The organism is Glaciimonas sp. Gout2 (assembly GCF_035018905.1).
In the GTDB taxonomy this organism is placed as follows: domain Bacteria; phylum Pseudomonadota; class Gammaproteobacteria; order Burkholderiales; family Burkholderiaceae_D; genus Glaciimonas.
Map to the genome: position 1 here is coordinate 17,471 of NZ_JASJXA010000031.1, position 26,128 is coordinate 43,598.

The window sequence follows — 26,128 nt, forward strand, 5'->3', positions numbered from 1 at the left end:
TATAGACCGCCGCGCTTAATCGTAAAGCTTAAGCGTAATGATATTGTTCTGTATCTCGGTGCGTCTGGCGCCGTGCCACAACCTTGCCCATCCTGGCGGCCACGGCAATGCCGGTCCGCTGTATTCCGGTACTCCGCTACGGACCGGGATAACCGGCAAGCTATCCGGCATGCTTGCAGCCTTTGCCGCGTGCCCGCCTGCGCCGTTCGCATCCCAAGCCAGACTAAACGCATAATCCGGCAATAACGCATCACAAATCGTGGCGAACCAACGCGTGTGCTCTTCATCATCGCCCAACGCTTGTGCAAAGCCTTGCGGGTCGAATTGCGCCAGTGAACTGGCAAGTTCACTGGCCGAGGCACCGGGATTGTCGCCCCATCCCAGAATCGGATTAAAGTTGTAATCAGCGCCCGAGCCATACCATCCCTCGCGTCGTGGTCGCTCCAGCCAGTTATGGCGGCCACAAAATAAATGCCAGCGCCAATGCATGCCGGAGGGTTTCGGCCAAGTGTATAAATACAAACGCTGATAACCGGCGTTGTGTAACTCACGCAGCATCGCCATCAGGCGCGCATGCGGCATCCGATCCGGCGGGGCATGTCGAAACAGTATCGGTTCGCCATCTGCATGTTGGATCTCGTCCGAGGACAAATTTAGATCAAGCGTGCGTATTTCGCTACCGAAACGCGCCGAAATCCAACCGGTCAGCAAATTGACCGTGACGATAACGCCATATCCACGATAGCGATGAAAGATGACTGTGCCGGGGGCTATAGGTTTCATGAACTAAATTGCATTAATGAAAGTCAAAGGGAAATGTCATCTAAAAATGTTAGCAAAAGGTCCCGCAATTAAAAAGCTCCCGTCAGTATAATCGGATCATCCACAAGGCAGAAAGGACTCGCCACATGAAGCCACGTCCAGATCACTCAATCGACCAACGATCAAGCCAACACGGCACGCCAGCCAACAATCAACCAGACGGTCCATCCAATAGTCATTTTGATAATTCGGATAATAATCGCGCTTACCACCAAGGTAGCCATCAAAGCGACCATCAATTCCTCAAGCGTAACCTTCCTGGCGACACGCATGCAACCCCTTATAATGATTTAAGCGTTACTACATCGCCCTATCGCCTTAATCGACGCGATCTGTTTTTGCTGGCGGGTGCGAGCTTTGCCGTGATAAGTCTGCCACGCTGGTTACAGCAAGCCTCGGCGCAAACAACAACTAGCGTCACCACAGCACCTAATCCGAAAACTCAGCAGCAGAGTGATTTTCTTGCCTTATCTGCATTGCTTACCGCCAAACTGAAACCCAATTCGGCAGTCAGCGCGCGCCTTTATGCGGTGCTCAGTGCGCAATTCGTTGAGTTCGAAAAGCATTCCGCTGATCTATGGCAATTTGTGCAGATCAAAAAAATCAATGATGTTGATGCGTTGGTTGGAGCGGTTGCTGATAACGCTGACCTGAGCAAGGTTTTGCATCAAATCGTCAGTGCCTGGTATTTGGGTGTCGTTGGTAGCGGCGTGCAGGCAAAAGTGATTGCATTTGATCAAGCCCTCATGTTTGATCCGGTACGCGATGCCGTGGTGGTGCCGACTTATTGTCGTGCTGCTCCCGGCTATTGGGTGAAAAAGCCCGCGCAACTAGTGGCCATGAAAGCGAGGGTATAAGGATGGCTGATAATTTATCTGCAGACGTCGTCGTAGTCGGTTCCGGCGTGGCTGGCGCGCTGGTCGCGCATCAATTGGCGAAGGCTGGCATCTCGGTGCTGGTGTTAGAGGCCGGGCCACGGCTGGAGCGTTGGCGCATTGTTGAAAACTATCGCAATACTGCCAGCAAAGATGACTTCATCTCGCCTTACCCTTCGACCAAATACGCGCCGCATCCAGAATACTCGCCAGAAAACAATTATCTGATCCTTAAAGGCGAGCATAAATACAACTCGCAATACATCCGCGCGGTCGGCGGTACGACATGGCATTGGGCGGCGGCGGCATGGCGTTTTTTGCCTAATGATTTCAAGATAAAAGATCTTTACGGCGTGGGTCGAAACTGGCCGATCAGCTACGACGAATTAGAGCCTTATTATTATCGTGCTGAAGTAGAACTGGGCGTTTCCGGCCCTAACGATGGCACCGATCTTGGCTCCCCGCGCAGGCAGCCGTATCCAATGGATCATCTGCCGTTGTCGTGGAATGACCAGCGCTTTAGCGCCGTCGTCAATGCTAACGGTCACAAAGTGGTGTCTGAACCGGTGGCACGTAATAGTCGCGTCTATGACACACGTCCCAACTGCTGCGGCAACAATAACTGCATGCCGATTTGCCCGATTGCCGCTATGTACAGCGGCATTATTCACGTCGAAAAAGCGGAGCAAGCTGGTGCCAGAGTGCTACCGAACGCCGTGGTGTACCGTATCGAAGTCGATAGCAAGGACCATGTCACGGCGGTGCATTACAAAGATCCCGATGGCACGACCTACCGAGTGACGGGAAAATATTTTGTGCTGGCGGCAAATGGTATTGAAATTCCAAAGTTAATGCTGATTTCGACCGATGATAAACATCCGAATGGCATTGGCAACAGTTCTGATCAGGTTGGTCGCAACTTGATGGACCATCCCGGTACGGGTGTTACTTTTCTTGCCAACGAAGACATGTGGCCGGGACGTGGGCCGATTGAAATGACGTCCATAGTCGATATGCGAGATGGCGCTTTTCGTTCGGAATATGCAGGTAAAAAACTCCATTTAAACAACATGGCGCAGACCAATCACGCAGCGCAGGCTGCGTTGCAGCAAGGATTGGTCGGCTCAAAACTGGACGCAGAAATTCGTCGTCGGGCAGCCCGCACTGTCAATCTCAACAGTTTCCACGATATTTTGCCTAATCCCGATAACCGCATACGCGCCAGCACTGAAAAACGCGACGCGCTTGGGATTCCGCAACCTGAGATTACCTACGCCATCGATGATTATGTAAAAAAAAGCGCGGTCCTGACGCATGAAACCTATGCCAGTATCGCCGCCATGTTTGGCGGAACCGAGGTCAAATTCGAGGATGATTTCGCCCCGAATAACCATATTATGGGTGCCACGATTATGGGCGGCGATCCACGCGATTCGGTGGTTGACGCCCATTGCCGGTCACACGATCACGAAAATTTATTCATCGCCAGCAGCGCCGTGATGCCGGTTGCAGGAACAGTCAATTGCACGCTGACCCTTGCCGCCTTATCGTTGCGCATCGCTGATACCTTGAGGACAGTCCTATGAAAACGGCTCCTTATGTTAAATCGTTGTTCGCATCGTTATCGATGAGCATCGCTATGGGTGTGGCAACTTACTCAGTCTTGCCTGTGACGATTGCGGCTGTCGTCACGTCGGTACCGCAGGTGGCGGCCGATGTGGTGGTGTCTGACGGGACTTCACGCGCATCGGCGGCAGCGATGGCTACGGCGACCAATCCGGCCAGCAGTGCCGATCAGATCAAGCGCGGAGAGTATCTGGCGCTAGCTGCTGACTGTATCGCCTGTCATACCGTAGACAAAGCCAAGCCGTTTGCCGGTGGCTATCCGTTAGCGACGCCATTCGGCACCATTTACGGGCCGAATATTACGCCTGACAAAGAAACCGGTATCGGCACCTGGACTGACGAAGAGTTTATCCGTGCGCTGCATCTCGGTATCGGAAAGCACGGCGAACACCTCTATCCCGCTTTCCCGTACACCTCATTTACCAAACTTTCACGCGACGATGTTTTAGCAATCAAGGCGTATTTATTCAGTTTGCCCGCCATTAACCAAAAAACACCGGAAAACAAGCTACCGTTTCCACTCAATCAGCGCGAATTGCTGGCGGGCTGGAATTTGTTTAATTTTACACCAGGACGTTGGCAGCCCGATCCCGCCAAAAGTGTGGAATGGAACCGTGGCGTGTATTTAGTTGAAGGACTGGCGCACTGCCAGGAATGTCATACCCCGCGCAATATCACGATGGGCGTCAATAGCAAGCTCGCCTTTAGCGGTGCCCAATTGGGTGGCTGGACAGCCTATAACATTACGCCGGATGCCGTCAGCGGTGTGGGCGGCTGGAAGGACGCCGAACTGGTGCAATATTTGCAAACCGGCGTGGTGGCAGACAAAGCTTCCGCTGGCGGTGGCATGGCCGAGGCGATTGAACACAGCCTGCAATATCTCACCGATGCCGATGTGAAGGCGATAGTGACTTATTTGCGCAGCGTTCCGGCGATCCATAATGAAGGCGATCTCAAGCCGCGCTACGCGTGGGGAGCGCCATCCCAAGATGACGCAGATTTACGCGGTATCGCGCTAGTATCGAATAGTATTGTCGCGTCCGGTGGCGCAGAGTTGTTTAGTGGAAATTGTGCGAGCTGTCACTCAGCCAGCGGTTCCGGCGTAGTGGGTGGTTACTATCCATCGTTATTTCACAACACCGTGGTGGGCGCGCGGGACCCGAGCAATCTCCTCATGGTGATCCTTAACGGCGTGTCACGTAACGGAAAGAGCAACGGAAAGAGCGACGAGGCTTTCATGCCGGGATTTGCCCAACATCTGACTGATCCGCAGATTGCCTTATTGAGCAATTATGTTCTGAAGCAATACGGCAATCCGGACGGTGCGACGATAACGGCAGATCAGGTAAAAATACAACGCCAGGGCGGTCCCAGGTCACCGATAATAGCGTTGCTGCCGTGGGGAATGGGTCTCGGCGGTTTAATATTGCTTTACCTGATTTATCTGTTCTCACGGCGCGGTGGACGTAAAGCCGGTCGTCGTGAAATACAGCGCACTAATACCAATGACCAACATACCCAGCCACCAAAAAAGGAAAGTTAACGCGTATGGCACTCCGCATCATCGCCACCGGCGGCACATTTGATAAGCACTATGACGAAATCGCTGGCAAGTTGACTTTTGCCGCCAGCCATTTACCGCAAGTGATTGCACGCGCGCGCATCACTGCAGACCTAGAACTGGAAGAGTTGCCATTGCTGGATTCGCTCGACATGCAAGACATTGACCGCCGCCGGGTGCTGGCGTCATGCACGCACGCGGTGGAAGAGGCAATCGTCATCATTCACGGCACCGACACCATGCAGGATACCGCCGCGGTGTTGGGTGCTGCCAATCTCGCCAAAGCAATCGTGGTCACGGGTGCCATGATTCCGTACGAGATTGCCAATTCGGATGCGCTGTTTAATCTGGGATTTGCCTGTGGCGTTGCACAATTTTTGCCGCATGGCGTCTACGTGGCGATGAACGGAAAAGTATTTGGCTGGGATAAGGTTCAGAAAAATCGCGTTGCTGGCGTTTTTGAATCGATTTAAGCGGTATTTCGCTCCGCCAATCGTCAATTGGTAAAGCCCGATCAACCTACAACCGGGCTTCCATCAGATACTATAGAGTCAGATTCAAACACTTTCAAAAACATTAACCGTGTTTTCCAGCGGAAGAACTATCTGTTTGATTGGTTTTTAGAAGCGATGTTGAATACCGCCAATCACGCCGGTCTGACTATTACTAAATCCAGCATCGTCGCGAGACACCCCAACCAGTTGGTTGTTTTTGGCTTTGGCGTAAGCGGCGCTAAGGTACAAGTCCGTACGCTTTGACAAGGCATACTTGGCGCGTGCAGAGTACATAATCGGGTCGGCATCTTTGCCGCTCGCGACATTTTTAATATTTTGATAGTAGATTTGACCAATCAGGGTCCACACCGGCGTCACGCGGTAGCTGGCGCCGCCCCAAAACATGTCGCTACGCAAATCCGCACCGTTGTTGGCCAGTGTTTTTTTGTAATTGCGATAGCCGAGGTTCATTTTCCAGTCGTCGTTCAATTGATATAATCCAGCTAGATGAATGCTGGTGGCTTTGTCGTAATCGTTCCGTAATGCCGGAACGGCAGCACCGTTCGAGCGATCATAAGCCGCTGCCAGACTGATCGGGCCAACGACATAACCCACGCCAAGTGCGTATTTAGCGCTATCGCTATTATTGCCAGCGACTTCGCCGAATCCATACGTTGCGCCGAGTTTGACGCCACCAAAAGTACCTTGGTATTTAATGATATTGGCCGCGTTGGTAATCATCCCATCTTTGCGACCACCGGTTGCATTGCCGGACGTAACCCAGGAATATTGGCCCGAGTAACCCATCAAATCGAACGGCAGAATAAAGTCGTACGTCGTCGTGTATGAACGACCGGCAATAATCCGACCAAAGGCGCCTTCCAGACCGACGTTTGCCTGACGACCGAACAATGTACCTGGGCTATCAAATTCGCCGGTGTCGACTTTGAAACCACTTTCCAATTGGAATATGGCTTTCAAACCGCCGCCTAAATCTTCAGCACCTCTAAATCCAAGGCGCGACGTGTTCATGGCACCCGAGCTTAGACGGACGACGCCATCTTTTTTTGCATTGGCGTTGTTGGTGTATTCCACACCAGTATCGATCAGTCCGTACACGGTAACGCTGCTTTGCGCATAAGCGGTCAGCGCACAAGTATTGAGTACAACTGCGGCGAATAAACTTCTTTTCATTTCGTCTTCCTCTAGTGATTTGCTTAAATTTCTTGCCATCTACAGCGGCAATGATGGGACAACGGTGGGACTACAAAAAAGCTTCATAACATCTAAGGAACCGACAAAATGTCATTTCATTAGCGGCCCTGATTAACAGCGCTCAGTCATTAAAATGCCCACAGCGCCTCTTGCGGCAACTGCAACCAGTACTCGCCCGGATCAAGTCGGTGGTTGGCGTAAGCACGCAGTCCTACGGTGTCTACGGCGTCACCATTCTTAAACAGACATTCCCAGCGATCACCCAGATACATGCACGTGGATAAAGGTAGTTTGATGGCGTTTTCGACTGATTCGCTGGAGATGCGTACCTGCTCAAGGCGAATGATCCCGATTGCCTCTTTGCCGTTGTTGCTACCACGTGCAGTGGCTTTTACCGTGCCGCCCTCCACTTCCAGCAGCGCCAGATCACCGTCACGCTGCAGCACTTTTGCCGGCAATCGATTATTGCTACCCATGAATTCGGCGACGAAAAGTGTATCCGGGGTCTGATACATACTTTGAGGCGTACCTTGCTGTTCGATCTTGCCGTTATTGAGCAACAGGATGCGATCCGAGATCGCCATCGCTTCGGCCTGATCATGCGTGACCATCAGCGCAGACAGGCCGAGTCGCACGATTAGCTCGCGCAAAAATGCACGCGCCTCTTCGCGCAGCTTGGCATCCAGATTCGATAGTGGTTCGTCGAGCAAAATAACTGGCGGGTTGTAAACCAGAGCGCGCGCAATCGCTACCCGCTGTTGCTGACCACCGGAAAGTTGATGCGGAAAGCGTTCGCCAAGATGACCCAGACCCAGTTGCGTTAAGGTGTTGTTAACCCGCTCGGCAATGTCGGTTTTACCCATTTTTCGTAACTGCAAACCGTAAGCGACATTGTTAAATACGGTTTTGTGCGGCCACAATGCATACGACTGAAATACCAGACCGAGATTACGTTCTTCGGCAGGTATTTCCAGCTTGCCGTTGCCATTAAAAACGGTACGTTCACCGATTTGAATCGTGCCGGATTTTGGTGATTCGAGTCCCGCCACAGCACGCAGCAATGTTGTTTTTCCGCTGCCGGATGGGCCCAACAACGCAACGACTTCGCCACGTTGTAATTCCATCGAAACACCTTTTAAAATCTGATTGGCACTGGCTCCGGTGCCGTAGTCCAGATAGAGATTGTTGACACTTAATTCGCTCATGATACGTTTCCTGAATAAGATGGTTTAATCGTGCAACTTGACGCCGAAGCGCAGCGCGATACCGAGGCCGATAGCCACTAAAAATATATTGATGAAAGAAAGCGTCGCCACCAGATCGACCGAACCCGAAGCCCATAAAGAGACGATCAATGCACCGATCACTTCAGTACCCGGCGACAGCAGATAGACGGCAGTGGAATACTCGCGCTCAAAAATCAGAAACACCATCAGCCATGCGCCGAGCAAGCCGTAACGTACCAGCGGCAGTGTGATATGACGGGTGACCTGACCGCGTCGTGCGCCGACTGCACGTGCGGCTTCTTCCAGCTCCGGTCCTACTTGCAATAGCGCTGTGGTGATCAGGCGCATGCCGTAAGCCAGCCATACAACCGAATACGCAAGCCATACTGAAAAGATCGTCGAGCGTAGTTCACGCATGACCGGAATCACGCTATCTACCATCCAGTGCGCAAAGAAGTTATCGTGACCCTTGAACACATCATTGAGCGCCGAAGGCACGAACAGGAACACCCACAAAAATGCCAGACCAGCCAACAATCCCGGCACGGCGCGTGGGACCAGTACGCTGTAATCGAGAAAGCGTGTAATGCCGTCCGGCTTGCGATGCATTGCCAATGCAATGCAGCAATAACAGGCCACCGTGATACCGCCGCCAATGACGCCGATCAATACAGTATTAAGAATTCCGCGCATCAACGATGGCTGCTCAAAGACATCGATGAAATGTTGCACAGTAAATGCGTCTACCAGCGAAACGCCGTAACCCCAATGCGACACAAATGCACGTAAGGCAATACCCGAAAGAGGTATCACGATGGTGAAAATGATCCACATCGCGATGAGTGCAAACGCAGGCCATTTCCACTTTCCAAGTGGCAGCGCCTTCTGGCGTGCGCCCTTCCCTTTTATAGAGACATATTTGTTGGCCGAACGCAGCAACCAACGCTGCATCATCACTAATGGAAACGTAACCGCAACCAGACACACGGCGACTGCCGCCATCAAATGATAAGACGGCGTTCCGAGCTTGTTGGTGAGTTTGTATAAATACGTTGGCAATACCAGATGACCTTCAGGATCGCCCAATACCAGTACCAATCCGAATACTTCAAAGCCCAGGAAAAATACCAAAACACCGGCATACGCCAGCGCTGGCGTGATCATCGGAAGAGACACATTCAGCGCAACCTGAAGCGGCGAGGCACCAGCGACGCGGGCTGCTTCTTCGACATCTGCACCCAAGCTTTTGAGTGCTGCGGACGCATACAGATAAACATGCGGCACATGGGTCAGGCCAGCGATGATAACAATGCTGGGAAACGCATACACATTCCACGGATCGCCTTCAAATCCAACCAGACTCAACAGGTTTTTGACCCAGACGGTATAAAAGCCAACCGGCCCCATCGATACGACATAACCGAAACCGATCACCATCGGCGAGACAAAAATAGGAACAAGCAACAACGGTGCGATCCAGCTACGACCGGGAAGGTCAGTACGGATCATCAAAAACGCCAACATGCCGCCCAATGGCACCGCAATCAACGCAAGACCGGCGGCAAGCATCATGCCATTAGCAAATGCCTGCCGAAAATCCGGATCGTCAAATATAAAGCGATACGGCTCCAGACTTAATTCTTTTATCGGCGCAAAAAAGGGTGCTGACAAGAAGCTTTGATAAAAGATCAGTGACAGCGGGACAAACACGGCCAGCGCGGTCAGTGTCACCACCAGCCCGCGCGGCCAGTTCAGGCGAAAAAGCCACGCTGCCCACGTGCGGCGCGCTAGCGAATGTGAAGCAGAAAGAGTGTGCATAGTGTGTACAGTCCAGATCAGAATGCAGATAAAAAATGAGTGCCAAAAAAGCGTGATGCCCGTGCGAACGGCGTGTGAAATCAGCGCAAATACCAACCGCTCTTCAGAATTTAGACGTGAAGTGACCTTCCGTCCTGCGCCTGGTAAGGGACACGACAGTTGGTCGACTTTCAGAAATCAGTTAGATAGAGTCAGTTAGAGAAAAGTAAAAGTTGGCAAAGGCGCGAGATACCGACCGTTAGCGCAGTTTGCTATTAAATAGTTTGAACAAAATGCTGCGAACAGTCACATTCCAGAGATTACTTTTTACCCGCCGCCGCTTTCCATTGCTTCAGAAAAGCTAGACGTTTGGTTTGATCCAGATATTGCAACAGCGCTGGACTAACAGGAATCGGTTTGAGTGCCGTGCCAAGTTGCTTGGTCAACTCTGACATTGTTGAGGGACCGGTTACGTCGCTACGAATCGCAAATAACTGTGCTTCATTGGCGACGATAGTTTGTCCTCGTTTCGACAATAGATAATCGAGCCACAATTTAGCCGCATTGCTATTTTTCGCCGATTTGTTGATAAACGCCACGCGTGACATCACCAGGTTATAGTCGGTGGTGAACGCCACCCCTAACGAAGGGTCTTTCTTTGCACGGCTGAGCGCGTATGAACCCAACATGTTGTAGCCGATCAGATTTTCACCCGATGAAATCCGTTCCAGCATCGTGCCGGTAGAAGACTGAACCCGCACCGCAACATCGCCAAGTGCCGTAGCAAGTTCCCAGAATTTTGGATTATCTTGTGCGTCTTGGGTAATGAAAGAGAAACCAACGCCCGATTTTTCGATGTCGTAAGTGGTGACTTTATTACGATATTTATCCGCTTTGGTGGTCAGCAGTTTTGTGAATGCCGCGTGTGAAGTAGGAACTTCATCGGCCGGTACCAGACGCTTGTTATAGACGATCGCGATTGGCTCGTAAGTTGTGCCGTACGCCGTGTCTTTATAGTTCGCCCAAGCTGGAATCGCACCCACTTCCGGCGATTTATACACAGCACCGTAACCTTCGGACACTAGTTTGACTTGCAGATCCATTGAGGATGACCACAGCAGATCCGCGGTCGTGCCGCCCGCAGCGGCCTCGGAGATAAAGCGGTTGTAGACTTCGGTCGAATTCATATCGTTGTATTCGACTTTAATACCTGGATAAAGGGCACTGAAATCCTTGATCAGCGGTTCGGCTGCTTTTGAATCAGTGGCGCTATAAATCACCACCTTGCCTTCTTTTTTTGCCGCTTCAATGATCTTGTTATAGTCCGCAGGATATCCAGCGGGCGTCTGCGCCAATACGCTTCCGGTGGCGGCTAGCGAGATTGCTGTGACCAACAAGGTCAACGATTTTTTTGGTGTAAGCATAGGTGTTATCTCCTGATTATTGGTTGTGTAGGCATGGGTGTACCGAGCGAGCATTGTTGCTATTGCAAAAACGATATTTTCTGAATAACTATCAGCCGACGAACTATTGTCCGACGAACTATCAACTGACTACCGCATCAACCCCAGCGCGGTTGCCTGTTGTCCGTATTGATCTACCGTTTTTTTGACATAGTCGGCGAGTGCTTTTCCGGTCAGGGAAAACGGATAAAGTCCGCTCTCAGCGCGCAAACGATTGAATTCAGGCGCCGCCATCATCTGGTCGAAAGCGGTGACCCAGTGCTGATAATCAGCATCGGATATGTGCGGGCCCATATAGACCCCGCGAATGATGGGCCAACTCACATTAATGCCTTGTTCCCGCGCTGTTGGTACGTTCGCCAATGCGCCGGGCAAGCGGTTGTCGGACAGTATCGCTAGAATGCGAATCTCGCTATCCCGCGCGTGCAGCGTCGCTTCTGACGCATCGCCAGATACCACCTGAACATGACCGGCGCGCAATGCGGTAAATGATTCACCACCGCCTTCGAGCGCGACAAAACGTAAGGTTTTCGGATCAATTTGACGTTGTCTGGCGAGTAAGGATACCTTCAGCCAATCTTGACTACCGACCGTGCCAGAAGCACCAATGGTGACCTTGGATGGGGTGTCTTTTAAGGCTTTCATCAGATCGCCCAAATTCTTATAAGGCGAATCACTACGCACGGCAATCATGCCATAATCGGCACCGACTGCCGCCACCCAGCGCACGTGGTCGGGGCTGGCGCGTCCATATTTTCCCTGTGCCAGATTGATCAGCGAACCACCAGAAAATATCACCAGCGTTTGCGCCTCGGCGCTGCGTTGCGTCACGATTGCGTTCCACGCTACTGCACCGATTCCGCCAGGTATATAACTGATACGTAGAGGAATATCGTTTTTCTGATTTTTATAATGAATAGAAGGAAGCAGCAAGCCCTTTTGGATAAGCTTGCACGATAGATCCATGCCACCGCCTGGTTTGGCCGGCACCAGACATTGCGTACCGCTTGGCAGTTTTGTTGACACAATGGTATTGGCAGACACGCCAAAAGCGGTCGATAGCAAGCAGACCGCACTGGCGTATGCCAAAGTTGTTCGAAAGTTCATTGTCTCCACCCACAATCTAGTGTTGTCATCGCATCTCTGTCGCTATTACACCTTCTGGGTGTAAATACAACCGACCTTATTTAAACTTCAAGGACGATTAGGGCAGAAATGGAACAAGGGGTTTTTATAATTAATTGCATCATAGCCGGTCGAATCTTTCAGTTTCCTTTCAGCGCTGGATCGAATCAAAAATGTTGTATTTTTATGCGCCTCTCTGCGCAATACAATATCGGTTAATACTGATGCGCGCTTTTTTTAACTTTTTTCATAGCTAATAACTGCGTTTTGCCAAACTGACCATTCTATGTAAATATTGGCGACTCATTCAAACGGCTTCTGACGATTATGCGTATTCTATTAATTGAAGATCACGTGGAATTATCGCGTTGGCTCTCAAAGGCGTTGCGAGATGCGCATTGGACGATCGAATGCGCGATGAACGGTGCCGACGCGGATTCTCTCTTGCATACACAGCAATACGCGCTGGTAATTTTAGATTTGACCTTACCAAAGATGGATGGACTAGAAGTCCTGAAGCGTCTGCGTGCCCGCGGCAGCAAAGTTCCGGTCTTGATTCTGACCGCGCGCGGCGATGTACAGGATCGTGTGCAAGGTCTGAATCTGGGCGCGGATGACTATCTGGCCAAGCCCTTTGAGCTGGCAGAACTTGAGGCGCGGGTAAAGGCCTTGGTGCGGCGTGCGCAAGGTAACGAAGGTTTGATTTATAGCTGTGGCGCGTTACAGTTTGATACCGTCTCGCGCATGTTCACTTATGGAGAATCGCCTTTAGCATTGACCCCGCGCGAACATGCGGTGCTGGAGGTATTGATGACGCGTGCTGGTCGCGTGGTGTCGAAAGAAAAGCTTTTTGATGAGGTTTTTTCACTCGCTGATGATGCCAATCCGGATGCGATTGAAATTTATATTCATCGACTACGCAAGAAGTTGGCAAGCGATCAAACCGGTCAGGTCGCCATTACCACTTTGCGCGGTTTGGGATATTTGCTGGAGGCGCAAGCAGAATAATGCGTCCGCCAATATTTTCTGCAGCATCCGCTGAAAAAGCGTCGAATAAAGCCTCCCAAAAATCGCTTGGGACCTTGCGTAGTCAATTATTACGCTGGCTTCTTATCCCGTTGTTATTGCTGGTAGCGCTAGACGCTGTCTCGGTGTATCGCAATGCGCTGGATGTGGCTGATCTGGCGTATGACCGGGCTTTGCTGGCCTCGACGCGAGCGTTGGCCGAACGCGTGTCGATCGTTGATGGCAAGGTCGTGGTTGACGTGCCATACGTTGCGCTGGATAGTTTTGAGACCGACACGCTGGGACGGATTTATTACAAAGTGACCGGGACGAAAGGTGAATTTATTTCCGGCTACGAAGATTTGCCAGCGCTTCCACCAAACATCCCGCGTTCAGAAATTTATCCTGCGCTGGTGCGTTTTTATCACGCGATCTACCGTGGCGAACCGGTGCGCATAGCCGCACTTTACCAGCCAGTGTATGACGATTCGATGCGTGGTATCGCCCTCATTCAGGTAGGAGAAACGATGGATGCGCGGAGTGCGCTGACACGACAAATTTTGTTTGGTACTTTGTGGCGGCAGGGCTTGTTGGTGACCGTCACTGCGTTGTTAGTATGGTTCGCGGTCAGAATAGTGCTGCGTCCGTTAATGCAATTGAAGACAGCCGTTGAAGGCCGAACGCCGACCGATCTGACTGATTTCGATGCAAGTCAGGTACATACGGAAGTCCGGCCGCTGGTCGCTGCGATGAATGGCTATATGGGACGTCTACAGACCTTGATTACCGGTCAGCGCCGTTTTATTGCCGATGCCTCGCATCAGTTGCGTACTCCGCTTACCGTATTAAAAACGCAGGCAGAATTGGCATTGCGAGAACTTGAACGAAATCCACAGGACCCCCAATCGATACGTGATATTCGTGAGATCGTCCACAGCATGGCATCGACTACTGATGCAACGGTACATCTGGCGAATCGACTACTGACTTTGGCGCGCGCGGAGCATGGTGTTGCCGAAGGTGGGATGGTACCGCTGTCGCTCACCGCCGCAGTGCGTCAGGTCGGTGTAGAACTGGCACCGCAAGCGGTCAAGAAGCAACTCGATTTATCATTTGATGCTGAAGAAGATGTGTCAATCAACGGCAATCCTCTGATGCTGCATGAGTTGATCACGAATTTGGTAGATAACGCCATTCGTTATACGCCACCGAATGGAAAAATTATTTTGCGCGTGCGACGTGACGATCAAACTCAGCACGGATTATTTGAAATCGAGGACAGTGGCAGCGGCATTCCTGAAGCGGACCGCGAGCGTGTTTTTGCAGCCTTTTACCGCGCGCCTTCAGCCCAACAATTGAACCCAAGCGGGGCTGGATTGGGATTGTCGATCGTGCGTGATATCGCTGCGGCGCATCATGCGTCGATTCTGCTTTCAGCGCCATCAAAAAAAAGCGGCTTAAAAGTGTGCATCACTTTTCCGTTACGTCTTGCGGCAATTGATTAGGCTTATTGCCGGATACAATTTCTGAAAATTTATGTGCGTTTTTTTGCAGCTGATTATGAACTCTGCTACGAAAATATTTACGAAACCATGTCAAAAATAGTTTATCAAGCAACGTTCTAAGTATCTGATTAAGTTTTTTTTCAAACAAAAAACCTTCATCATTGCCTTTAAATTCTCTCCTGTTTTGCTATCACACCTAAGTTTTTTTCTAAAAAAATATGCACTTTGAAGCCTAATATTTTAGGTCTTTTACTTATTGGTTATATCAACCTTCAATGGCTATAATTTCGACCGACCGGTTTCAAGGTTCTTAAGAATAGTCATATTGTTGCATTGATAATTTATGACTAATAGCGTCGGAAGACAAAAAAGCGCACTCAATCGGTCCTCTATTCAGCTCCAAGAACATATGACGTCCGGTTAAACGACATCCCGTTTGTGTGAAGTCTCGTCTACACCGTATTAGCTTTAGTAAAGGCTCTCCAAGCAATTCATGAAAAAAAGTATTTGTCTCAAGCAAAGTGATGTGCGGTTAAGCATAGTTAAATACAGTATCGGTTTATTTTTATTATTCACAGGCACTTTTTCCGACGCCAATAGTCAGGCTATCCAAACTCCCGCCAGCGAAGAGCAACGTCGGCGCAGCCAGCTTGAGGCCGCTGAGCGCGTGCGCCAATTGCAATCACCCAATGTGGTGTTGCCAACAGCTGTCGCCACTGGATCTTTAGCAGATATTCATTCGCTGACGCTACCTGACGAGTCACCTTGTTTTCAGATGAATCAATTTGAATTAGTAGTGCCATTGCAGCTATCACCTGCCGCCCACGTAGCCGGTGCAAGTCAGCTGGCTTTCGATCCTTTTCGTTTCGCACAAAACTACCTGAATCAATACAGTGGCCAATGTATCGGTCAACAAGGGTTGAATGTCATTGTGCAGCGCCTGACCAACCTTATTATGCAAAATGGTTACAGCACCACGCGGATTGGCATTCCTGAACAGGATTTATCAGCAGGAACACTCACACTGACCTTGGTACCTGGCGTGATTCACGCCATCCGTTATACAGATTCGGGTTTGCATGGCACACCACGTAATGCGTTTCCAACCGGTGCGGGTCAATTGCTCAATCTGCGTGATCTCGAACAGGGTTTAGAACAACTTAAGCGTGTGCCGAATCAGGATGTCGATATGCAGATCGTACCGGCCGATGCACTTGGCGAGAGCGATGTGATGTTAGACGTCAAACGCACTAAACCCTATACCTTGAGCGCAAATTTTGATGACGGTGGCGCAAAAGGCACTGGGCAATATCAAGGTGGCTTTAATCTGGGATTGAATAATGTACTGGGTGTCTCTGACATTCTCAATCTGGGTATTAGTACCGACGCTGATCGTCAAGGCGACAATCATGGTACGGGCGGCCACAGTTTGTATTACGCAGTGCCGATGGGATATTGGAATTATGCACTTTCTGCCAGTGACTATTCCTATCACCAAAAGATTGCTGGTAATAACGAAGACCATATCTCTAGTGGCAAATCAAAGAATCTCGAATTCAAAGTCACACAACAATTCCAGCGCGATCCATCGCAAAAAAATAGCTGGCAGTTCAAAGTCGGTAAGCGATGGAGCACTACCGCAATCGATGATGTCGACATTGGCGTTCAAAAGCGCAATACCGCGTTTGTGGAACTCGGTTGGGTGCATACCCATTACATCGGCAATGCCCAGCTTGATGTCACCTTAGCTAATCGGTGGGGCACATCTGCTTTTGGTGGCATGGGCAATCCAGAAGGCCGTCCATCCGATTACCCCACGTTTATGTACACGATGCAAACCGTCGATGTAACCTTGGTTGCGCCATTTCAAATGGCGTCGCAACCTCTGACATACATCGCCACCTTCCGTGGGCAAAACACCCGTTCTCCGCTCTATACAACAGATCAGTTTTCTATCGGTGGCCGATACACCGTGCGCGGATTCGATGGTGAATTAACCCTGACCGGCGAGCGAGGATTTTACCTGCGCAATGAACTCAGTCTACCGATTGCCAATACGGCCCAGTCGGTCTATGTGGCGGTCGACTTCGGCAAGGTTTATGGCCCATCGGTCCAGTATTTAGTCGGTGACACCCTGGCTGGCGCAACTGTGGGCGTGCGTGGCGGCTACAAAGGTTTTACCTATGACTTGTTTTCGGGATGGTCTTTATACAAACCTGCGCAATTTAAAACGGCTACACCATCCATTGGCTTTAACGTGACATATCAATATTAAAAAACGGGTCCTTCCTGTTTTTTTCCACTCATCATTTACAGATCAGACCAGATTTGTTGCATTGGAGTTGTCCCATGAATAAAAACGCCTATCGCACCCTGTTTAGCCACGCCTCCGGCACGTTCATAGCCGTGGCCGAGAACACGCGTAACCGCGGTAAAGGCGCAACCGGTGGCAATACACCGGTAAATGACTCCTTCCCGCTGATGCGTTTTGCACTTTTGAGCGTGTTGGTGGCGGCGGCCTTTGGGCAGGTGACGACGGTGCACGCACAAATGATTGCCTATAAGAATGGTGGCCCTGCGCCCATCATCGATCGCGCTGGCAATGGCGTACCGGTCGTGCAGATTGTGCAGCCGAATGGGTCCGGTCTGAGCCACAATCGCTACACCGATTTTAACGTTGATCGCAACGGCGTGATATTGAACAATAGTCCGACATCGGTCAATACCACACTCTCAGGATACATTCAGGGTAACGCCCAGATCAACACGAGTGCCAACGTTATTTTGAATGAAACGATGGGTGTAGCGCCGAGTCATCTCAATGGCTACATTGAGGTCGCCGGTCAACGCGCCGACGTCATTATCGCCAATCCGAACGGTTTATCCGTGAATGGCTTCGGCGTAATCAACGGTGGCAATGTCACCCTCACGACCGGTGTGGCGCAGTTCGGCGGTGACGGCAGCCTGGCCGCTTATCGCGTCACACGCGGCCAGATCGCAGTCGATGGTGACGGTATTAACGCCCTACAAAACGACAGCCTCTCGCTGATTTCACGCTCAGTGGCGTTCAATGCGCAATTACAAGCCCGGAATCTGGGGTTCGTCACCGGTGCCAATAGTGTCACGCCTGATATGACGGGTATTGAGGTCATACAAGGTGACGGCGAGCAACCGACCGTCGCCATCGATTCCTCTGCGCTTGGTGGCTTATATGCGCAAAAGATTAAATTGGTGGGTACGGAAGCGGGCGTCGGCGTAAGAACGTATGGCGACATGGCTTCTTCCGGCGACTTCGTATTGGATTCGGCTGGCAAAGTATCGCTCAACGGTAAAACCCATGCTGGTGGCCAGATGACGATACGCAGCAACGACGATATCGACAACACCGGCACTCTTTACGCACAGCGCGCCAGCATCAACAGCACGGGGCAAGTCGTCAACAGCGGCACAATGGCATCGCAATCCGACCTCAGTGTTGTAGCTAACAGCATCAACTCGACCGGCATTTTAGCTGCCGGTATCGATGCGAACGGACAGGCTACGCAAGCCGGAAATCTGGTACTGAATGCCAACGGGCAATTAACCGCGACAGGTCAGAATACTGCTGGCAATAATGTCACGATGACGGGCGCTAGTGTGAACCTCACTGGCGCACACACCAGCGCGAATGGTGCGACGACATTGACGGCAACGAATGGTGATATCCTCCATGCTGGCGGAAATATTCAGGCGGCAGGCGGCACGGTATTGCAGGCGACTGGCACGGTAGTCAATGACCATGGCGTCATTAACACTTCTTCGTTTAACAGCACTTCCGGTGCGTTCTCCAATATTTCTGGGAGTGTCACGCAGTCCGGTACAAGCGATACCAACATCATTACCAGCGGCATAACGAATAACACTTCTGGCGTCATCGCCACTAATGCCAATAATAGCAATCTGCAATCAGCTAGTTTTATGAACGATGCCGGTGTTGTTACCCAAGCTGGCGGCGGTGCATTAACCATTAACTCTGGCGCAATTAGCAACGTCAATGGCCGCATCGCCACCAATGGCGCGTTACTGCTTACTGGCACTAGCTTGAACAATTCTCGCGGATCGCTGATCGCCAATCGTGATGCAATGCTCAAGCTTTCAGGTGACCTGCGCAATACGCAAGGCACCCTACAAGCGGCCAACGCCTTAACAGCCAGCGCCGCCACTATCGACAACACCGCTGGCCGCATCACCTCGCTCGACGCCAGCGGACTATCTTTGGACGCAAGCGGCGTATTGCGCAATATCGCGGGCACGACAGCCGATGGCGCACAAGGTGGCGTCATCGGCGGCAATGGCGATGTCGCGCTTACCGCTGCAAATGCGATCAATAGTGGCAGTATCACCGCTGGAAACAACCTCTCAGCGCACATCGGCAATCAACTCAATAACGATGGTGGACGGTTAGCGGCCGCCAATACGTTAGCGCTACAAGCAGCATTGCTCAATAATGCACAAGGTACATTGGACGCGGCGAAGATCAATGCGACCATCGCGCAACTCAATAATAACAACGGTAAAATCAACGCCGATCAGCTCACGCTTCACGCCACCAATCTCTCGAATCAAGGCGGTCATATCGCCCAGTTTGGCAAAGACGCCAGCATTATCGACGTCACCGACACACTCGATAATGCCAACGGTGGTGTGATACAAACCAACAGCACCGATCTGACTCTCACGCCACGGCAGTTGAACAACAACGGTGGCACTATATCTTTAGCCGGACAGGGCGCACTCACCATTGACGTTGGCGAGAGTGCTTTACAAAATGCGGGCGGCACCATCGGTTCCAATGGTGCGACGCAGGTGCATGCCGGTAGCGTCCATAATGCCGGAGGCAGTGTATTCGGTGCAGGGGCAACCACGATTACCGCGCGCAACGGCGATATCGATAATTCCAACAGCGGTTATCTCGGTGGAGACAGTCTTGCGTTACAGGCGTTCGCACAATTCAACAACGTCAGCGGCAAAGCCGAAGCCATGAAGAATGGGTTCACGGTGCATGCCAACAGCCTCAATAATGCGGGCGGGACCATTCAAAATCTCGGTACTTCGGCATTAACTATAGCCCTGCAACAAGGTTTGAATAACAGCGCTGCCGATGGCGTCGGCGGCTTCATCGGTAGTGCCGGTAGCGCCGCTATTCATGCAGCGGATATCGGCAATGCTGACGGCACGATCTACACCAAAGATGACTTGTTATTGAACGCGGATAATGTGCTGAACAACAATGCTGGTGTCATTCAAAGCGACAATGCACTTGTTGCCCATGCCGGACAGGCAATCCTCAATCAGAATGGTCGCATTGAAGCGAACGGTGCGGGTGCAACACTCACTCTTTCTGGTGCAAGCATAGATAATTCTGCCGGACGTATCGCCAACAGCGGTTCGGGGGCAACCACCATCAACAGCGCTGGCAACATTGCCAACGATGCCGGGACCATCGGCGGAAACGGTAATGTGACACTTGCCGCAAATTACCTGACCAATACGCAAGGTCACGTCATCTCAGCTAATGATCTAACACTCGCCATTGCCAACAGTATCAACAATGCGCAAGGCAGTCTGTATGCAGCACGCCATCTCAAGGCTAATCACGCCAATGCAACCTTCAACAACAACGCCGGTAAAGTCAGTGCGGGTGGCGATATCGCCTTGACGCTCGCCAGCCTGGATAATACCAATGGGCAAATCGGTAACACCGCTGGTGATGGTGGCAACATTGCGCTCTCCACCAGCGGCAACGTGACCAATGCAGCGGGCAATATCGGCAGCGACAACAATACCACCATCAACGCCAACACCATCATCGGAGAGGGCAAAGTAATCGCCGGTCAGGATGCGACCATCAATCTGCAAGGGGATTACACCAATACTGTCGGCAATACGTTCACGGCCAATCGTGATCTGCATGTCTCCACCACCGGCACACTTACTAACGCAGGCAATCTCGAAGCCGTGCGTCATCTCGGTTTGTCAGCCGCCAACGTCACCAACCAGTACGGTGCATTGATCAATGCGGGCAATGGCAATACCGTCATAAGAGCGAGTAACGCGGTCTATAACCTCGGTCGTATCTATGGTGATGACGTCGCCATCGGTGCGCAAACGATGACCAATGATGGCATCTTAAATAGCGATGGGTCGACTTATCAAGCCGGTGTCATCGCTGCACGCAACGATCTCACGATTGGCGCGCACACCATCCTCAACCGCGAACACGCCACCCTCCAAAGCTTGAATAATATGGTGCTGGGTGGCGCGTTGGATGTGGAGAACAAAGCAATAGGGAATGCAGCATCAATCATCAATGCTTCCGCCACTATCGATGCAGGAAATGACTTAACGTTCCAAACAGCCACGCTCACCAACCAGAACAACCATTTCACCACTCATCTGGTGATCGATCCCGCACAGACCAGGCGTGTCACGCAATACCGCGCTTACGGTTCCGACATCTGGTACAACGCCGATCAGATCACGTGGAGCGACAGTGGCGATGGCGGCATCGTCTTGGTATTGCCGGACGGCAACCGATTTGAAAAGTTCTACAAACAGGACTATACCCAGATTGTTCAAAAAACCACCGTCACGTCCAGCGATCCCGGTAACATCACCGCCGGTCGCCACATGACCTTATCGGGCGATGTCACCAATGACAAAAGCACCATCATTGCTGGCGGCACGTTAGGCGGTCAGGTCGGCAACATCACCAACCTCGGCGCGCCCGGCGAAATCACGACCACCAACCAGATGACCGCCGGTCACAATTACTATCACTGGGTAGACGGACACCCGCATCAGAATCATTACATCTACGATAACAACGGCGAGGCCTACGATGTCAATTTACCTTCACAGCAGTTTACGTTACCGGTCTGGACGGTACTGGATTTAACCAAGCCAAACCAGGGCGACAATGGCGCCGTTGGCACTGGCGTCGACAACAACACGGTGCCCGCAGGGGACAACAGCACCATCGGTGGCAATCAAGGCGGGCATGACTTAGTCGGTGACGGTCAAACGGTAGGCGCAGCCGATGGTGCTGCGGGCGGCAACACCGGCACATCCGGCACGCCCCAAACAGTCGGCAAACCAGGCGTGCCCCTACCGAATATCAGCATCGGCAATAACCAACTGTTCCCTATCGTCCAAAACCCCCACTCGCCCTTCCTGGTTGAAACCGATCCCAAGTTCACCAATTACAAAAACTTCATCTCCAGCGATTACCTGCTAGGACGTCTCGGTATCGATCCGATGACCACCCAAAAACGGCTGGGTGATGGCTTCTATGAACAAAAGTTGATCAATGATCAAATCGCGGAGCTCACAGGCAAACGCTTTTTGGGAACCTTCGCCACCAACGAAGAACAATACCAAGCCTTGATGGACAGCGGCGTCGCCAGTGCCGAGCAATTCCAATTGACGCCGGGTATTGCCTTAACCGCGGCCCAAATGGCCGCGCTCACCACCGATATCGTCTGGCTTGTCTCGCAAAATGTGGCATTGCCCGATGGCAGCACGCAAAGCGTCCTGGTTCCCGTGGTGTATCTGGCACGCGTGGACGCCAACGATGTCAGTCCTACCGGCGCCGTGATGGGTGGTCGCAATATCGACCTCAGCATCAACGGCACGCTCGATAACGGCGGCACGTTGCAGGCGTCGAACAATACCCTGATTCACGCCACCGACATTCACAACACCGGCACGCTACGCAGCGATGCCAAGACCGGCACGACCATGTTGGTCGCCGACAACGACCTCATCAACAACGGCGGCAGCATTGCTGGCAACCGCGTCGGCATCCTGGCGGGTCGCGATGTGTCCATGGAAAGCATCACCTCCAGCGCCAGCAGCAAAAATGGTGTCAACGTCGGCATCAGCAAAGTTGCCAGCGTCAGCGCTGATCAACTCAGTATTCAAAGTGGGCGCGATATCAACTTAAAAGTTACGGCGATCACCACCACTGGCGACGCCGCCATGATTGCGGGTCGGGATATCAATCTGAGCACCGTCACCACGCAAGCCACGTCGAATGTCACGTATGGTGACCAAAACCATCTCAACGAAAGTCAGACCCAAGTCCACGGCACACAGATAAACGCTGGCGGCAACCTCACCCTTGCCGCGGGACAAGATATCAACGCCCAGGCGTCCACCCTGCACGCTGACGCGGCATTGACTGCCGCAGCAGGACGCGATGTCAACATCGTCGCCGCCGCACAAACCAGAACCAAGGATCAGGAAATCTATACCACCAGCAGCGGCTTCATGTCCTCCAGCAGTTCGCACATGCAAGATCAACAGCGTACTACCCAAGTCGTTGGCAGCAGTGTGACCGGTGACAGCATCGCCATCGTTGCGGGGCGTGACGCCACGCCACGCCACGCTCCAAGGCAGCCAGATCATTGCGCAACACGACGTCACGCTCAATGCCGGGCGGGACCTGAACATTGTCACGGCGCAAGAAACCAGTCAAACGCGCTACGCTATCGCAGAAAAGAAATCCGGCTTCTCGGCCAATCTCCTCGAAGGCGTCAGCTATGGCAACAGCGCCCAGGATCAACAACAAAACGGGACCAGCACCCAGCAGATTGGTAGCAGCATCAGCGGTGCCAACGTCAACATGGTCAGCGGCCGCGACACCACCATCGCCGCCAGTGCGATCACCGCCGATCAGGATGTCGGCATTTACGCCGGACGCAACGTCAATGTCCTCGCCGCTGCCAACACCGACACCTCGGCCACAGACAGCCACAACAGCGGCACCAGCTTCGGCATTCAGGGTGGACTCAATGGGCGTTTTACCAATTTCAGCAACACCAGCGCCGTCCAAACCGGCTCGGGAAACGCCACCACCCAGAGCACCAGTTTAATTTCTGCCAACGGTGGCAACCTCAATCTACAAGCAGGATTAGACAATCACTACAAGGGAACAGGGCAAGGCAACGTCGTCACCCAAGGGGCCGAATTGCTGGCTAAGAACAATATCACCCTCGCCGGTAACGCCGTTGATCTGCAAGCCGTGCACAACGCCACCGCCAGTAAAACCCATGCAGAAACTCACAGCGTCACGCTGGGCAGCAGTTTAACCGGCAACATCGGTGGTGCCATCACCCGCATCGGCGATCAAGTCACCGAAGCGCAACATACCGACAATGATCGATTAAAAGGCGCGCTGGCACTCAAATCGGGGTACGACGCCTACAAACTCGTCAGCGGCGGCCAGATCAGATTGGAACAACCGCAGAGGGAGAACCCATCTTTACGCAACAAATTGCACCGGACGATGCGGCATTACGTGCCTATATTGTAGGCAATACCAATAATAATGTTGTACCGAGTTTGATCACGTATGCTGGCAATAGTGAATACACAGCGCCAGTGACGAGAAATATACTGCCAATTCCTACCGCACATTGCGGCGCAGCTGCCGCCGACTGTGCTGCGGGAATTGCACCTCCGAGAACGCAGGCGGAGCGGGATGCACAACGCAATCAAGGCGCAGATTTAGCCAGCGATATATCTACACAGGCGGGCCGATTTGCAGCAGCGGCAACAGCCTATGGGACTTATCTGGCATCGCAACCGAATGCGGCAGCACAGGGTGTAGCGGCCATTCAGTTTGGGATGGCGTGGACGGCGACCATTGCTGGATTTGGGGCGGCGGCGTTTGAACAGGCATTGAGACCTGATTTTGGACAAAGCACTATTGACATGTCTACATCAATTTTTGGCGATCTTTTAGGAAAGACTGCACCAATTGCGTCGCCTATTACGAATGAAATTATTGAAAAAATTAAGAACACTCAAGAAGTAATTAATTGGCGCGATAAATTGAATGGTAAAAGCTGATCATGAAAAAAATAATTTCTCTATTTGTGAAAAATGGAAATCTGCGAGGACGTTACCAATTTATTTTTGGAATCATTGGTATTTCACTATTACTTCTTCCTGCTTTTATATTAATGTCATACGCATTAGAAATTATTTGTGTTTCTATAGGCACAATAATTGGAGGCTTGGGAGGATACGCAGCTAAAGCAGATATTCTCAAAATTAAACCTTTCGATAATAGCTATAAAAAAGCGAAAGATAGTTACGAAAAAGAGGATAAAAAATAATCTATTTTTTTCAGCCAACAACCGCGCCCTTCATCCGAAAGAAGCTGAACTCCTTAAACAAAACGCACGTCGTTTTGCGAAAGAAAAGTACAAGACAGATGACCCTACGCCAGAGCAAATCCAGGGTGCGTTATCATCGCTGGCAAACACGGCACAAAATCTAATTGATTATAATCTCGGTTACGACGTGCCTTACTCAGCACAGGCAGAAGCGTTCTTACATACTTTGCAGTCGGAATATGCCGCCACTAATCCCAGCCTGTCTATCGGTAACGGACAGTTTCTGTTCTATGCGACAAACGACCAAAAAAACTCACCTTATATCAACAGCGGTTACGTGGATAAAGAAATTGCTGGAGTGATTATTAAAGCGCCGATCAGACAACCGGAAATAGCGGGCGCGAACAAGATTAAGCGCGATCCGGCAACCAACTTACCGCTGGATGACGAAGGCCGCTATGCGCAACAAATATCGGTCGATGGCAAAATGCATGCGCCCAAATATTTTCCTTGTCCTACTGCTTCGGTTGGTTGTGGTGGGCAAAATCTGGATATGTCTGATCCCGGGACGGTGGCTTATGTAAAAGCGCTGGATCAGAAGATACTCAGTGATATCGGGAATGGAGCGACTATAGTGGTGATAGCAAATCCGGTTGGGGCAGCTGGGGCTGTTGCCGGTCTAATTGGACAAGCGTCTTCATTGACTTCTGGTTTACTTGATGGGCAGCTTAAAAAGGCGGGTAGCAAAGAAATATTAACTTTCGTTGTCCAGCGATATTTGCAACGTGTTTATGGAATTGGATCCGCTACTGCGGTCAGAATTGTATCGCTAATTGAGCTGAGTGGCGGATGGCAAGCCTTTGTTGATAGGGGCCAACAAGAAGTCAAAAATATGCAAGGAGATAAAAAATGAATCGTTTATATGCATTAAAAATACTATTAGTTGTAATAGCAATTAGTGGTTTAGTGACGGGATTTTATATTTTTAAAAGTCAGCAATATGACCAATTTATTTTTTTTATTGCTTGCGTTACTTGGGTGGTCTGGGTTTCCTGTGCAGTATTAAAAAATAGCGACTTGCCAGCTCCATTTGGATATAACCAAGGTGAAAACCAAATTCCTCGAATTGCCTACTTGATCATGGTTTTAGGATTTTTTTTCTATATGGTCTTTTTCTAAAACTAACAACCGTCAAATGCACATGTCAAATTTCCTTCGTGTGAAAGACAGCTGTAAAGGTAGTGGTTCTGC

The 26,128-nt window shown here is 51.3% G+C and carries 18 protein-coding genes and 1 pseudogene; 13 read left to right on the plus strand and 6 right to left on the minus strand.

The features are described from left to right. Nucleotides 1-15: 15 nt before the first annotated feature. A complete protein-coding gene (locus QN379_RS17785; protein ID WP_322234479.1) occupies nucleotides 16-783 on the minus strand; it encodes an L-asparaginase in 768 nt (255 codons plus the stop codon). 125 nt (nucleotides 784-908) lie between these two features. On the opposite strand from QN379_RS17785, the gene QN379_RS17790 reads away from it, so the two are divergent. From QN379_RS17790 to QN379_RS17805, 4 genes are read left to right on the plus strand one after another with little or no spacing between them, the layout of a single operon-like run. After that, nucleotides 909-1,679, plus strand: a complete 771-nt coding sequence (locus QN379_RS17790; RefSeq protein WP_323507195.1) for a sorbitol dehydrogenase family protein — start codon at nucleotides 909-911, stop codon at nucleotides 1,677-1,679. A gap of 2 nt (nucleotides 1,680-1,681) precedes the next feature. Then, complete coding sequence (locus QN379_RS17795; RefSeq protein ID WP_323507196.1) at nucleotides 1,682-3,283, plus strand: GMC family oxidoreductase; 1,602 nt, start codon at nucleotides 1,682-1,684, stop codon at nucleotides 3,281-3,283. Beyond that, nucleotides 3,280-4,866 (plus strand): cytochrome c, encoded by a 1,587-nt coding sequence (locus tag QN379_RS17800; protein ID WP_323507197.1) that lies wholly within the window; start codon nucleotides 3,280-3,282, stop codon nucleotides 4,864-4,866. Before QN379_RS17795 ends, QN379_RS17800 begins: the two co-directional genes overlap by 4 nt. Nucleotides 4,867-4,871: 5 nt before the next feature. Continuing rightward, on the plus strand, nucleotides 4,872-5,357 hold the full coding sequence (locus QN379_RS17805; RefSeq protein ID WP_323507198.1) for an asparaginase domain-containing protein: 486 nt from the start codon (nucleotides 4,872-4,874) through the stop codon (nucleotides 5,355-5,357). A 147-nt stretch (nucleotides 5,358-5,504) separates the two neighbouring features. On the opposite strand, the gene QN379_RS17810 is transcribed toward QN379_RS17805, so the two are convergent. The 5 genes from QN379_RS17810 to QN379_RS17830 form a co-directional block, all read right to left on the minus strand. Continuing rightward, nucleotides 5,505-6,572, minus strand: a complete 1,068-nt coding sequence (locus tag QN379_RS17810; RefSeq protein ID WP_322234469.1) for a porin — start codon at nucleotides 6,570-6,572, stop codon at nucleotides 5,505-5,507. A 149-nt stretch (nucleotides 6,573-6,721) separates the two neighbouring features. Continuing rightward, nucleotides 6,722-7,798, minus strand: coding sequence for an ABC transporter ATP-binding protein (locus QN379_RS17815; protein ID WP_323507199.1), 1,077 nt, complete (start codon nucleotides 7,796-7,798; stop codon nucleotides 6,722-6,724). Between the two features lie 24 nt (nucleotides 7,799-7,822). Further along, nucleotides 7,823-9,637 (minus strand): iron ABC transporter permease, encoded by a 1,815-nt coding sequence (locus QN379_RS17820; RefSeq protein WP_322234464.1) that lies wholly within the window; start codon nucleotides 9,635-9,637, stop codon nucleotides 7,823-7,825. A gap of 299 nt (nucleotides 9,638-9,936) precedes the next feature. Continuing rightward, nucleotides 9,937-11,040, minus strand: coding sequence for an ABC transporter substrate-binding protein (locus QN379_RS17825; protein ID WP_322234461.1), 1,104 nt, complete (start codon nucleotides 11,038-11,040; stop codon nucleotides 9,937-9,939). 129 nt (nucleotides 11,041-11,169) lie between these two features. Further along, nucleotides 11,170-12,195: a Bug family tripartite tricarboxylate transporter substrate binding protein gene (locus tag QN379_RS17830; protein WP_322234459.1), complete on the minus strand. Its 1,026-nt coding sequence runs from the start codon at nucleotides 12,193-12,195 to the stop codon at nucleotides 11,170-11,172. Between the two features lie 336 nt (nucleotides 12,196-12,531). Between QN379_RS17830 and QN379_RS17835 the strand changes: the two genes are divergently transcribed. From QN379_RS17835 to QN379_RS17875, 9 genes and pseudogenes are all read left to right on the plus strand, one after another. Then, nucleotides 12,532-13,212 (plus strand): response regulator, encoded by a 681-nt coding sequence (locus tag QN379_RS17835; protein WP_323507200.1) that lies wholly within the window; start codon nucleotides 12,532-12,534, stop codon nucleotides 13,210-13,212. Then, nucleotides 13,212-14,714, plus strand: coding sequence for a sensor histidine kinase (locus QN379_RS17840; protein ID WP_322234455.1), 1,503 nt, complete (start codon nucleotides 13,212-13,214; stop codon nucleotides 14,712-14,714). Before QN379_RS17835 ends, QN379_RS17840 begins: the two co-directional genes overlap by 1 nt. 493 nt (nucleotides 14,715-15,207) lie before the next feature. Continuing rightward, nucleotides 15,208-16,989 carry a ShlB/FhaC/HecB family hemolysin secretion/activation protein gene (locus tag QN379_RS17845; protein WP_323507201.1) on the plus strand — a complete coding sequence of 594 codons (1,782 nt, stop codon included), beginning with the start codon at nucleotides 15,208-15,210 and terminating at the stop codon, nucleotides 16,987-16,989. Nucleotides 16,990-17,063: 74 nt separating this feature from the next. Beyond that, a pseudogene (locus QN379_RS17850) lies at nucleotides 17,064-23,120 on the plus strand (filamentous hemagglutinin N-terminal domain-containing protein); the annotation flags it as partial. A gap of 1 nt (nucleotide 23,121) precedes the next feature. Next, entirely contained in the window at nucleotides 23,122-24,069 is a 948-nt protein-coding gene (locus tag QN379_RS17855; protein ID WP_323507202.1) for a hemagglutinin repeat-containing protein, read from the plus strand. Nucleotides 24,070-24,137: 68 nt separating this feature from the next. Further along, a complete protein-coding gene (locus tag QN379_RS17860) occupies nucleotides 24,138-24,608 on the plus strand; it encodes a hypothetical protein (RefSeq protein ID WP_323507203.1) in 471 nt (156 codons plus the stop codon). Nucleotides 24,609-24,610: 2 nt separating this feature from the next. Beyond that, nucleotides 24,611-24,877: a hypothetical protein gene (locus tag QN379_RS17865; protein WP_323507204.1), complete on the plus strand. Its 267-nt coding sequence runs from the start codon at nucleotides 24,611-24,613 to the stop codon at nucleotides 24,875-24,877. After that, complete coding sequence (locus tag QN379_RS17870) at nucleotides 24,768-25,790, plus strand: hypothetical protein (protein WP_323507205.1); 1,023 nt, start codon at nucleotides 24,768-24,770, stop codon at nucleotides 25,788-25,790. Before QN379_RS17865 ends, QN379_RS17870 begins: the two co-directional genes overlap by 110 nt. Beyond that, nucleotides 25,787-26,056, plus strand: a complete 270-nt coding sequence (locus QN379_RS17875) for a hypothetical protein (RefSeq protein ID WP_323507206.1) — start codon at nucleotides 25,787-25,789, stop codon at nucleotides 26,054-26,056. Before QN379_RS17870 ends, QN379_RS17875 begins: the two co-directional genes overlap by 4 nt. The last annotated feature ends 72 nt before the right edge of the window (nucleotides 26,057-26,128 follow it).

What these genes read in the sequence shown, in the direction of transcription:
- QN379_RS17805 (WP_323507198.1), top strand. Translation starts at nt 4,872, where the DNA reads ATGGCACTCCGCATCATCGCCACCGGCGGCACATTTGATAAGCACTAT.
- QN379_RS17835 (WP_323507200.1), top strand. Translation starts at nt 12,532, where the DNA reads ATGCGTATTCTATTAATTGAAGATCACGTGGAATTATCGCGTTGGCTC.
- QN379_RS17865 (WP_323507204.1), top strand. Translation starts at nt 24,611, where the DNA reads ATGAAAAAAATAATTTCTCTATTTGTGAAAAATGGAAATCTGCGAGGA.
- QN379_RS17825 (WP_322234461.1), bottom strand. Translation starts at nt 11,040, where the DNA reads ATGCTTACACCAAAAAAATCGTTGACCTTGTTGGTCACAGCAATCTCG.
- QN379_RS17790 (WP_323507195.1), top strand. Translation starts at nt 909, where the DNA reads ATGAAGCCACGTCCAGATCACTCAATCGACCAACGATCAAGCCAACAC.
- QN379_RS17815 (WP_323507199.1), bottom strand. Translation starts at nt 7,798, where the DNA reads ATGAGCGAATTAAGTGTCAACAATCTCTATCTGGACTACGGCACCGGA.
- QN379_RS17840 (WP_322234455.1), top strand. Translation starts at nt 13,212, where the DNA reads ATGCGTCCGCCAATATTTTCTGCAGCATCCGCTGAAAAAGCGTCGAAT.
- QN379_RS17810 (WP_322234469.1), bottom strand. Translation starts at nt 6,572, where the DNA reads ATGAAAAGAAGTTTATTCGCCGCAGTTGTACTCAATACTTGTGCGCTG.
- QN379_RS17795 (WP_323507196.1), top strand. Translation starts at nt 1,682, where the DNA reads ATGGCTGATAATTTATCTGCAGACGTCGTCGTAGTCGGTTCCGGCGTG.
- QN379_RS17845 (WP_323507201.1), top strand. Translation starts at nt 15,208, where the DNA reads ATGAAAAAAAGTATTTGTCTCAAGCAAAGTGATGTGCGGTTAAGCATA.
- QN379_RS17875 (WP_323507206.1), top strand. Translation starts at nt 25,787, where the DNA reads ATGAATCGTTTATATGCATTAAAAATACTATTAGTTGTAATAGCAATT.
- QN379_RS17820 (WP_322234464.1), bottom strand. Translation starts at nt 9,637, where the DNA reads ATGCACACTCTTTCTGCTTCACATTCGCTAGCGCGCCGCACGTGGGCA.
- QN379_RS17785 (WP_322234479.1), bottom strand. Translation starts at nt 783, where the DNA reads ATGAAACCTATAGCCCCCGGCACAGTCATCTTTCATCGCTATCGTGGA.
- QN379_RS17800 (WP_323507197.1), top strand. Translation starts at nt 3,280, where the DNA reads ATGAAAACGGCTCCTTATGTTAAATCGTTGTTCGCATCGTTATCGATG.